The organism is Flavobacteriales bacterium, from assembly GCA_013214975.1.
Classification (GTDB): Bacteria; Bacteroidota; Bacteroidia; order DT-38; family DT-38; genus DT-38.
The window spans coordinates 1-10,610 of record JABSPR010000009.1 but is presented as its reverse complement, the minus strand read 5'-3'; the positions used below and the strand labels follow the sequence as shown (position 1 = coordinate 10,610).

Sequence of the window (10,610 nt, the reverse complement as noted above, 5' to 3'; positions counted from 1 at the left end):
AGAAGAAGATATATTCCTAGTTTTAAGATAATTCGCAACCGATTGAGTTCTTTTCTTCGACAGTTTTAAATTATAATCTTCTTCGCCTTTACCATCCGCGTGACCGTGCAATTCAATCTGGATTTTAGTATCGGCAATTAATCTTTTCATCAGTTTCTGAAGATCTTTTTTACTATCCAATGAAGGTTCAAAGCTGCTATAGATAAATTGAACCAAATGGGTTTCATCTATTTTTTCTTTTACTGGCACTTCCTCTTTTACAACTTCAACCACGTCTTGAACTATTGGAGTTTCTTCAACTTTCTCCTCTACCAAAGCAGGTGAAACTACCATTTTATCATCATCATCTAGCCCCTCAGTATCCATTATCAAAGAGTTTATTCTAACCTGTTCCACTTTTCTTTCTTCGGCCCTCTTCAATGCTTCCGTTTTTTCACGTTCTTCTGCAAATTTCTTCTTCTCTTCATTCACATCTACCTTTCCTAAAACTTGAACAGAATTGCCACCGTGCGTAACACCTTGAGAAGTAGTATCTATATCCGCATATAAATATTTCTCGGTACTTACTTCTGTTTCTAACTTCTTATCCAAATTTTCAAGAGCAAGAGAATCTGTAGTTTCAATTACATCCGAAATCATATTAAGAAGAAAGTCATAATTAGGTTCTTCTGCTTCACTTGATTTACCTGAAGGATTATCTAAGTTTTCTACTTCATCGTTCAAGTTCTCAAGAGCCATCGAATCTGTATTGAAAATAATTTGTTCTAACATGCCTATTAAGTCGGCATATTCATCTTCTGTTTTTAAATCAACCTGAAACCCAGAACCCTCTTCTCCTTCCTCTTCTTCACCAATATAATCTATGATTGTACTTTTTATCGTTATTTCCTCACCTGCTCCTTCTCCATTTGCAAGATCCAATTTACTCAGGGAAATCTCTTGCGTTAATTCATAGAAATGTTTTTGATCTGGTATGTATATATTAATTAAATAATTAGAGTAGCCTTCTGCTTCTATGACCATATCATAATTTTTACCTGGAGAAAAAATCATCATGTACTTTCCTGTTTCTGGATTTGGTGCGTACACGTAGTTAATTCTATGTTTTGTTACCTTATCATATACTTTAATAGACGCCTTAATAGGCTTTCCACTTCCTCTATCTGTAATAATACCTTTAACCAATGTAAGTGCATCCGAGCTTATTTCTGGTAATGTTGCAACATAGATATCATTACCACCATAACCACCTTCTCTTTCCGCAGTAAAGTAGGCATGCTTATTACTTGCAGATATTACGATAGTATTATCATTGCCTGGTGTATTAATGGGGTGGCCTATATTCTGTGGATCCCCCCAACGATCACTCTCTAATTTGGCAAAGAATATATCATTGCCTCCCATCGAATTAAATCCATTTGAACTATAGTATAATGTTTTTCCATCTGGATGAATAAACGGACTATCCTCGTCGTACTTTGAATTTACTTTGGGGCCCAGGTTCCGCGCAACATCCCAAGCTCCTGTAACCAACAGTTTCGAAGAATAGATATCAAACCCACCATAACCTCCCGGCCTATCGCTTGAAAAATATAATTTACTTCCATCGGCTGAAAGCGATGCGCTATTCTCATTATATTTTGGTGTGTTAATTTTATCATTTAACTTTTCTGGCTCAGACCAAGTATCACCATCTTGCTCAGAAATATAAATATCTGATCCGCCTTTTCCTGCTTTGTAAATAAACATTTTCTGCCCATCAACCGACAGACCCACACATGCATCCATCTCTTTAGAGTTAACCCCATTTACATTCTTCGGAGAATTCCATTTTCTTTCTATGGCCTTTGATATGTATATGTCCTCCATGTATTGTCCATCATCATTTAGAATACCACCTGTACTACCCTCTCTTCTTGAAGTGAAAATTAAGGTTCCCTCATCCGCCGAAATAAATGGAGAATGATCGGTGTATTTTGAATTTATCTCAGAACCCATATTTCTAATTGCCACATCAACAGGAGACTTAACAAGTTCGATACCATTTTCACAGTTTTGTATAAGTCTATTAATCTTTATCGATTGATATTGATCATTTTTTATTATTTCTTTATATTTTTTCAAATGCTCTATTGCTTTCTCAAATTGCAAATTGAAATGGTATGACATACCTAAATAATAATCTCCCGAATACGGGAATTCATTTGAAGGCATATTCTTAAGAGCAAATTCTAAGTATGGAATCGCATCTGTTTTCTCACCATGTGATAATGCAAAATAAACTCCAATTCTATATTTATACACCGCGTTATTGGGTTCAAGGCTATCCAATCGCCTATAAATAGAATAAGCCATCGCGTATTCTGTTTCCTCAAACAAAACGTTGGCTTCTTTTATTTGGCTTTTAATCTCCCTGCCAACTTCTTGGGAGCTAGCATTGACCGATACTGCAATAGATAGCATTACTAATAACACCTTCGAAATCATAGTGCTCAGTTTTGAAAACGTTTTTGTATTACCCATCATTTTACAATTATATTCTTTTGCATTTTAATTTTTTCAAACGAGATTTTAACGCGTATACAACCTAAAAGATACACATTCCAAAGACGTCACTATATATAAATCCAAATTATTCGTTCCTGGATGTTACATTTTAGTTTTATCTCATTTTATACTTTTATTCCAACAATCAACACATCATCCACTTGCTCATAATTCTCTTGCCACGAACCAAACTTATTTTGAACATGTGTTTTCTGTGAAATCATAGGCTGCTTAGCGCTTTCCGTCAGTATCCATCTTAATTTTTTATACTTCATTTTTTTTCCAAGTGGCCCCCCAAATTGATCAGCATATCCGTCGGTGAATAAATAAAGCAAGTCTCCCTTCTTAAGATCAATTTTATGGTTGGTGAAAGGCATTGGGTCTTCCGACACAAAAGAACTAATTGGGAATTTATCTCCTTTTGTTTCAATAAGATTCTCTTCTCTCATTATATAAAGCGGACTATTTGCTCCTGCAAATTCCACCTTCAGGTTTTTAACATCCAGACTAATGAGGGCAATGTCCATACCATCTTTGGCTGAATTATCATCCCCTTTTTTATTTAAAGTCCGATTAACATCTTCATTCAAAGAATCTAATATTTTAGCTGGCTCACGAAGACCTTTAATATTTATCGCGGAGTTCAGGTAATTATGCCCCACAATACTCATGAACGCTCCCGGAACCCCATGTCCCGTACAGTCAACAACAGCGAAAATTACTTTTCCATCCTTTTGTTCTAAAAAATAAAAATCGCCCGAAACAATATCTTTAGGTTTAAAGAACGTAAATGAATTTGGGAGAGCGGCTGATACTTCTTTGTCGGTTGGCATAAATTCTTTCTGGATTCTACGTGCATATCTAATACTATCAATTATACTTTTATTCTTTTCTTCAATTATCTCTTTTTGGGCAACTATTTCAGAATTTTGCTTTGTTCTTAATCTGTTTCTTTTCAACAAGAATAATGCTAGGAACACTAATAATGAGACTCCCAAAAAGCTAGATATTAGAATCGTTCTCTGGGAACCCAAATCGGACATTTGTTGATCAATATCTAAAGCTTGAATCCTTTTATCTTTCTTTAACAGCTCTATCTCTTTCTCTTTTTTCTCGTTTTCATATTTAGCACTCAGCTCAGACATTTCCCGAACATTTAATGCTTTTTGAAGGCTATCATTAAGTAATTCATAAAGCGTTTTAAATTTATAAGCTTGTTCAAAATTTGATTGTTTCGCATAAATAACAGCCATCATGCTATATATGGAGGTAACATCCAAGCTTCCGATAAACCTAGCCGATGTGAGACTGATATTTAAATATTGTTGTGCTTTAGTAAATTGTTCCATTTCAAAATATATTCTACCAACAATGGCAGAAGATTCTGAGATACCTCTTAGATTGTTTAGTCGTTTATATATCCCAAAAGCCTTTAAGCAGTTTTCTAAGGCTTTGTCTTTCTTGTTCTTTGACAAGTCTAACAGTCCAATTAGACTATGGATCTTTGCTATAGACAATTCATCGTCAAGTTCTTCAGAAATAACCAAAGCCCTGTTGAGTGTTTGCAATGTTTTACTAGGTTTATTCATCTCTAAATAAACATTTCCAAGATCTTGGAGAACGAGAATTATAACTCCTTTATCTTCTAATTCACCCAGAAAACTTAATGACTTAAGATAATATTCCATCGCTTTATATAAATCGCCTCGATCTTGGTAGACCTTGCCAATTGCTTTAGAACAATAAGCCCTTCCCCTGAAATTTCCCAATTCAATGAATATATCAAGCGACTCAAATAAACTTTGAATGGTTTTATGGTACTCCGCTTCTTCATAATACACCTCTCCAGCATAGAAGAGAGAAAATGCCATACCTTCTTTGTGCTTTAATTTTTTATACATTTCTAAAGCCAATAAATGATTATTTAAGCTTCGACTGTAGTTCCTGTCTACTTTATTTATTACTCCAAAATGATTTAAAACTCTAGCAATACTTTCCTTGTCATCTATATACTCAAACAAGCTCATTGCCTCAGACAACATCTCATACGCACTATCTATTTCTCCTATTTTATTTAACAATAGGCCCAAATTTTCATAATATATCGCATTCACTTCGCGCATCATTACTTTCTCCATCAAACTTTTTGTGGACATCAGATGTACCCTTGCTTGACTAAGATCATTTGCCATTAAATCTAGTCGACTGAGATATGCCTGAGAAAGGGCCATTCCTCTTTCATTATTTTTCTCTGTACTCAAATTAAAAGCCTGAACTTGATAGTAGATCGAACGGTCAAATTCGCCTTTACTCATATGAACATGAGCAAGGATAAACATCGCGTCCATTATTTCATCTGTATCGTCAATATTTCGGGCCTCCGTTAGAGCCATTTCGGCAAATATCTGAGCTGAATCATAATGGAAACACAAATATTCCCTAGCCAAGCTATTAAACAAATGTGTTCCTTCTTGGGTATCCTTAGCTTTTGTAATTGCCGCAGTGATAGAATCTATAGCATTATAGTTCTGCGAGAGAGCATTGCTTAAAAGCAACAAGACGAAAATATTTGTAAATAGAAGTCTGATCATATTCTCATTTCCTCCTAATTCAGTTTAATGATTGAATTGGTGCTTTGATAATACGTCGAAACAACTTAGAAGGTTTAAGCTTCACTAGCTAAAAACAAGGTTTCAAAACATGTTTTCAATTCGAATAGACTTAACAAAATATTACCCTTCTTTTTATCTATTTTTAAATATTAGAAAGGAATCAAAATCCTTACCAAACAAGAACAGTTGAACAATAAAAACACACCATATTATATCTTATTCATTCTTGGGTGCCTGCTGTATGTTAATACAGTTAGCTTCGACTATACCCTAGATGATAAAATTGTTATTACCCACAATCAATTTACCAAACAAGGATTTGCCGGAATATCAGATATTCTCTCAACAGACTTATTTGTTGGTTTTTACGGAAAGAAAAAAGATTTAGTTGCTGGCGGACGATACCGGCCATTATCTCTAATTACTTTTGCAATCGAATATGAACTATTCGGAGAAGTCCCTTCAATAAGTCACTTCTTCAACATGCTCCTAAATGCACTTACTGGACCTCTTCTTCTAGCAATCCTATTCAGATTATTCAAAACCGAGCAAAGAAAATGGCTACTATCAATGCCATTTGTTATTTGCCTTCTTTTTGTAGCCCACCCGCTTCACACAGAAGTAGTTGCCAATATTAAGGGTAGGGATGAAATTCTGTCGTTACTATTTTCATTTGGAACTCTATTTTACACCCTAAAGTTTCTTGAAGAAAGAAAAACGAAATATGCTATTATCTCATCTATCCTCTTCTTTCTAGCCTTTCTTTCAAAGGAAAACACGATCATTTTCCTAGCAATCATACCCCTCATAATATACTTTCTAACGAATAAGAGTATCAAGGAAAACTTCATTGCAATCTCACCATTATTTATTGTCGCGTTAGGATATATAATCTTTCGGTATCAATTACTAGGAAGTCCTAGTATGGGAGCTCATGGAGGATTGATGAATGATCCTTTTACGGGGGCTATACCTTCGGATAAGTATGCAACAATACTTTATACATTAGGGCTATACTTTAAACTCGTATTTATTCCCCACCCTCTAACACATGACTATTATCCTTTTCATATTCCAATAATAAGATGGAATGATGCAAGAGCATATATATCCCTTTTCACATATTGCTTTCTTCTAATTTTTACTTTAGCTGGAATCAGAAAAAAAAGCATTTACAGCCTTTCCATTTTAATATTCTTATCGGGACTTTCTCTTGCTTCGAACTTCATTTTTCCTATCGGAACGTTTATGAACGAGCGCTTTATGCATGTTGCCCTTCTTGGTGGTTGCATTGTAATTGCCCACTGGATTTTAAATATTTTACCCAAATACATAAAGGACCCAATACTTCAATCTAAAATACAAATTGGCATATTAGTAATTATCATGATTGGACTTTCAGGCAAAACAATAGCACGTAATTATGCCTGGGAATCAGATCATTCTCTATTTATGACAGATGTAGTTACTTCTCCCAATAGCGCAAAAGTAAATATGTCTGCTGGTGCCTCTATGATAGAATTAGCGAGAAACACAGAGGACCTTGAACAAAAAAGAATCGCAATTGATAAAGCCATAGGATATCTTGAGAGGTCTATCGAAATTTATCCTACATACAGTAATTCTTGGCTCTTGCATGGAAACGCCTTATATGAAATTGGCGACTATAAAGAAGCCGTTAAAAAATATGATTATGCTGCAGGTATTCACTTCAACTATGTTGATGCCCTCCAAAACCTAAAACATGTTGGAGAATTATGCACCTCAAATGGACAATATCAAGTAGCGCTAGACAGTTATAAAGCATTACTTAAGTTCTCGGACAATGAGGCCGATATATATAATCGAATAGGGCGGATTTATGGAGAAAAAATGCAGAATATAGACATGGCTCTGATATACTTTCAGCAAGGATTGAATAAGGAACCAAATAACAGAGGCTTGTTAGATAATATAGGGGTCGCCTATGGTATTAAAGGTGATAATGAAAATGCAATAATAATTTTCGAAAGAGTACTGAAACTTCGTCCAAATGATATAAAAGTACTTAGGAATTTAAGCGCCGTATACTTTCATTTAGGTGATCAAGAAAAGCACTTATATTACCTTAATTTAGTGAATCAGTTAGAAGTGAATTCAACTTCTTCTAACCAATAGAATCAATAATAATGCTGAATGATAAGAAGATTGCCGTTGTTTTTCCTGCATACAATGCCGAGAAAACCATTGCACAGACTTACAACGAAATCCCTTTAGATATTGTTGATGAAGTTATTCTTGTTGACGATTGCAGTAGCGATGACACGCTAAATGTTGCCAAATCGTTGGGGATAAAGCACATTGTTTCTCACGATTCGAATAAAGGATATGGAGGAAACCAAAAATCATGTTATAAAAAGGCACTGGCACTAGATGCTGATATAATAATTATGGTTCACCCCGATTATCAGTATACACCGAAACTAATTCTTTCCATGGCTAGTGTAATTGCCAATAATTTATACCCGTGCATTCTAGGCTCCAGAATACTCGGTAAAGGAGCACTTAAAGGAGGTATGCCTCTTTACAAATACATAGCTAATCGATTTCTCACCCTTTCTCAAAACATTTTAATGGGACAGAAATTATCAGAATACCATACTGGCTACAGAGCATTTTCACGAGAGGTATTGAAGAATATAAATTACGAAGCCAATTCGGATGATTTTGTTTTCGATAACCAAATGCTAGCTCAAATATTTTTTGCTGGTTATGAAATAGCTGAAATAACCTGTCCAACAAAATATTTTACAGATGCTTCATCTATAAACTTTAAAAGGAGTGTACAATACGGTATTGGGGTTCTAATCACTTCATTTTCATACTATCTCCAAAAAAGAAAATTAATTAATCGTGCAATTTTCAACAAGGCACCTTCCCTCTAGTATTTTACTAATGAAACAGTTATCACTAGTAGTCTCCTAATTGTTAATTACTCCCCTATTTTAGAGCATCTTTATTTAAACAGGGGGTTGCAGTTTCTTTATATTTGTAAGTATATGAGAGCTGCATATTTAATTATTACCATAATTTTCTCGGTTTTTCTTTCTCAAAATGTTTTTTCACAAGAGAATGAAGAGAACACGCCACCGCCTATCAAGGTAACGAAGGGGATATTGTCGAAGATGGTTGAAGACATAGACTATTGTATTCTTCAGGCCGAAAACATGAAACTTACCGAACATGCTACAGACGGTTATCCGAAAAACCTTGCTTTCGTTGTTAGTGATGTTTTTGAAATAAAAGACATGCCTAGGAAACTTAAAGGCTCAACACAGGATATGCTCGAAGAAGCATCGAGTAATAAAGAAGGTATCAAAATGGCTATTAGCTATAACCTGGACAAATTAGAAAAAGAGTCTACTCCAGAAGGTGTAAAGAAAGCTTATTTAATAAAACTACATAGACTTCAAAAAGGCTTAAAGGATTTAGAAAAAACTACTGTTAGATATGATGCGCATCACCATAAATCAAATTTATTAAGCTTTGGGGCTTCCTATATCGGCGAAGGATTTTCACCGCCATTAGTAATTAATCTAGACAAAACTGTTTCGCAATCAATAAGCGCTGGTCTCTATTTGAAAAAATTTAATGAATTCAAGGGAGTTGACACTATACTATTCAATGAGGGCTCGAAAGACACCATTCCAAAAGGCCTAGCAAAGCAGAATGAAACAAAGCATTTTAAATACACCAGCATTGGCGTTCGAGCATCGTTCCATTTAAATGGTGTTTTAACAAATATGTTAAAGTATGATATTAAAAAACTTGACTTGTACGCCACTCTAATTGCGGGAACTACTTTTTCAAAAGAGAAAGTTGGCGTTTTTTCAAGCATCCGTGACAGTTCAGCTACGGCAACAAAAAACGGGTTTAACCTTGGAGGAACAATCGGTGCTCGATATTTTATGGATAACAATATGGGATTCTTTCTAGAAGCGGGATATGAAAATATTGGCTTTATCAATATGGGCTTTACATATAGGTTTATTAAGGATGATAAAAAAGGCAAGAAAAAATAGACAATGAAAAGACTTATCAAATATTTCTTTCTATTTCTTATTATACATAGCACTAGCCTTACTTATGGCCAGAACAGTCTTTCCGTTACAAATGGTTCTGGCTGTGATCAAGTGGTAGCTACAATTACTTTCACCGCACCTGGTGCTACAAGTATTAAAATCAATTTAGGTGATGGCTTTGCACATACTAATTTATCTTCCACCACATTTTCCCATGTATATAACACAGCTGGGAATAAGACAATACAGCTTATTGTTGACAATACTGATACAACCGAGTTCTCTGATTTTATACACGTTTACGAAAGTCCGCAAGCGAATTTTACTCAAAGCACAAAAGTTGCATGTTCTAACGAAGAAGTGTTCTATTCAGACTCTACTATCATAGGGAGCGGTGAAATAGTTGAATGGGAATGGGTCTTTTCTAACGGAGTGTTAGACTCTGTTGAAAATCCAATACATCTCTATAAAGATCTCACCGGCAACTTTCCAATTAAATTAAGTGTGATTGATGAGAATGGATGTTCTGACTTTATTGAAGTTGATGACAACATTTTAATACAAGAGATACCAGAAGCCTTATTTTCTAGCGAAGCTAGAATAGATGAAAATAATATTTTCGTGCCGTTTATTGATTATGTAAATGAAAGTATTGATGCTGAAAGCATTCATTGGGACTTTGACGATCCGGCTTCAGGGGAGTTGAATACGAGTAACAAAGATTATCTGGAACACAAATTTAGCAAGGAAGGTATCTATGAAATTGAACTAATCGCTACGAACGAATTAGGTTGTACCGACACAATTGTACAAACAGATTCATTACGGCTTAAATTCAAGTTTGTAAATTTATTCACACCGAATGGAGATGGAATTAATGATGTTTTTGAAATTATCGAATATGGTGACTTACTAGCTCCTTTACAGCTATTCGTATTTAACAGATGGGGACAAACCGTCTTTAAATCGGGGGAGTATTACGAAAACAATTGGGACGGCATTGATATGAATGGCAATTTAGTAAGTGCCGGAACTTATTACTATTTGCTTAATTATGCAGGTATTACCACATGGACAGGCTGGGTTTTTATAAACTCAAGTACTGGTGCAGAATAGACATCTGTCTCATTCTATCTTCTCACGCCGCCTATTCTATTTCTTTCATACCTTTTTTATAAGTTTATTTATTATGTTTAAAATAATATAAAACAAGAAGGATTTTTTCTTAATCGGTAGGATATCTAAAAAAGGCTCAATATAAAAAGTTGTGTGTGGTGATCAGATATTTATCTTTGGCTGTATGGAAGAGGAGTCACTAAATGTTCTCAAGTTGATATTGCCAGAGTTTTTGGTTGATCATTTTGAGATTAAAAAGATTGATAAAATAGGA

6 protein-coding genes are annotated in these 10,610 nt (G+C 34.8%); 4 read left to right on the top strand and 2 right to left on the bottom strand.

What is annotated here, in order from left to right; genetic code table 11:
* Positions 1 to 2,487, bottom strand: a 2,487-nt coding sequence (locus tag HRT72_00560) for a PD40 domain-containing protein (GenBank protein NQY66207.1), incomplete at its 3' end; no start/stop codon positions are given.
* A gap of 185 nt (positions 2,488 to 2,672) precedes the next feature.
* Positions 2,673 to 5,138 carry a SpoIIE family protein phosphatase gene (locus HRT72_00555; protein NQY66206.1) on the bottom strand — a complete coding sequence of 822 codons (2,466 nt, stop codon included), beginning with the start codon at positions 5,136 to 5,138 and terminating at the stop codon, positions 2,673 to 2,675.
* A 207-nt stretch (positions 5,139 to 5,345) separates the two neighbouring features.
* On the opposite strand from HRT72_00555, the gene HRT72_00550 reads away from it, so the two are divergent.
* The 4 genes from HRT72_00550 to HRT72_00535 all read left to right on the top strand — a co-directional run bounded on the left by HRT72_00550 (position 5,346) and on the right by HRT72_00535 (position 10,336).
* Positions 5,346 to 7,316, top strand: coding sequence for a glycosyltransferase family 39 protein (locus HRT72_00550; GenBank protein NQY66205.1), 1,971 nt, complete (start codon positions 5,346 to 5,348; stop codon positions 7,314 to 7,316).
* 11 nt (positions 7,317 to 7,327) lie between these two features.
* Positions 7,328 to 8,083 carry a glycosyltransferase family 2 protein gene (locus HRT72_00545; GenBank protein NQY66204.1) on the top strand — a complete coding sequence of 252 codons (756 nt, stop codon included), beginning with the start codon at positions 7,328 to 7,330 and terminating at the stop codon, positions 8,081 to 8,083.
* A gap of 114 nt (positions 8,084 to 8,197) precedes the next feature.
* A complete protein-coding gene (locus tag HRT72_00540; protein ID NQY66203.1) occupies positions 8,198 to 9,220 on the top strand; it encodes a hypothetical protein in 1,023 nt (340 codons plus the stop codon).
* 3 nt (positions 9,221 to 9,223) lie between these two features.
* Entirely contained in the window at positions 9,224 to 10,336 is a 1,113-nt protein-coding gene (locus tag HRT72_00535) for a gliding motility-associated C-terminal domain-containing protein (GenBank protein ID NQY66202.1), read from the top strand.
* Positions 10,337 to 10,610: the final 274 nt, after the last annotated feature.